General features: G+C 36.4%; 1 protein-coding gene. It reads right to left on the bottom strand.

Annotated elements, in window-relative coordinates:
* Positions 1–9: 9 nt before the first annotated feature.
* Positions 10–441, bottom strand: a complete 432-nt coding sequence (gene sufU, locus ACCC84_RS23915; RefSeq protein ID WP_016078137.1) for a Fe-S cluster assembly sulfur transfer protein SufU — start codon at positions 439–441, stop codon at positions 10–12.
* Between the last annotated feature and the right edge of the window lie 108 nt (positions 442–549).

Genomic DNA, 549 nt, shown 5'->3' with positions numbered 1-549 from the left:
CCTTTAACATTACTTACCTTCGTTTAAGCCCTTTTCTAACGCTTTCCACGCTAATGTTGCACATTTAATACGTGCAGGGAACTTGCATACGCCTTGTAATGCTTCAATATCTCCTAAATCGATGCTGTCATCGTACTCTTTTCCTAGCATCATGTCAGAGAAAATTTTCGAAAGCTGAAGTGCTTCTTCAATTTTCTTACCTTTTACTGCTTGTGTCATCATTGAAGCTGAAGACATTGAGATTGAACATCCTTCGCCTTCAAACTTCGCCTCTTGCACAATACCTTCTTCTACTTTCATCGTAAGTTGAATACGATCGCCGCAAGTTGGATTGTTCAAGTTAACAGTAACACTATCTTCTAACACGCCATTGTTACGAGGATTCTTATAATGATCCATAATAACTTGACGATATAACGTATCTAAATTATTAAATGACATTTGTGAAATACTCCTTTGTCTTGATTAGCGATTCAACAAATGTATCAATTTCTTCTTTTGTATTATATAAATAGAAGCTCGCACGTGCTGTTGAAGAAGCTTTTAGCC

Source organism: Serratia odorifera, from assembly GCF_041448735.1.
GTDB classification, from domain to species: Bacteria; Pseudomonadota; Gammaproteobacteria; order Enterobacterales; family Enterobacteriaceae; genus Serratia_F; species Serratia_F odorifera.
This window is presented reverse-complemented; position numbering and strand designations above follow the sequence as displayed.

Coding starts and splice junctions, on each gene's coding strand:
- sufU (WP_016078137.1), bottom strand. CDS start 441: ATGTCATTTAATAATTTAGATACGTTATATCGTCAAGTTATTATGGAT.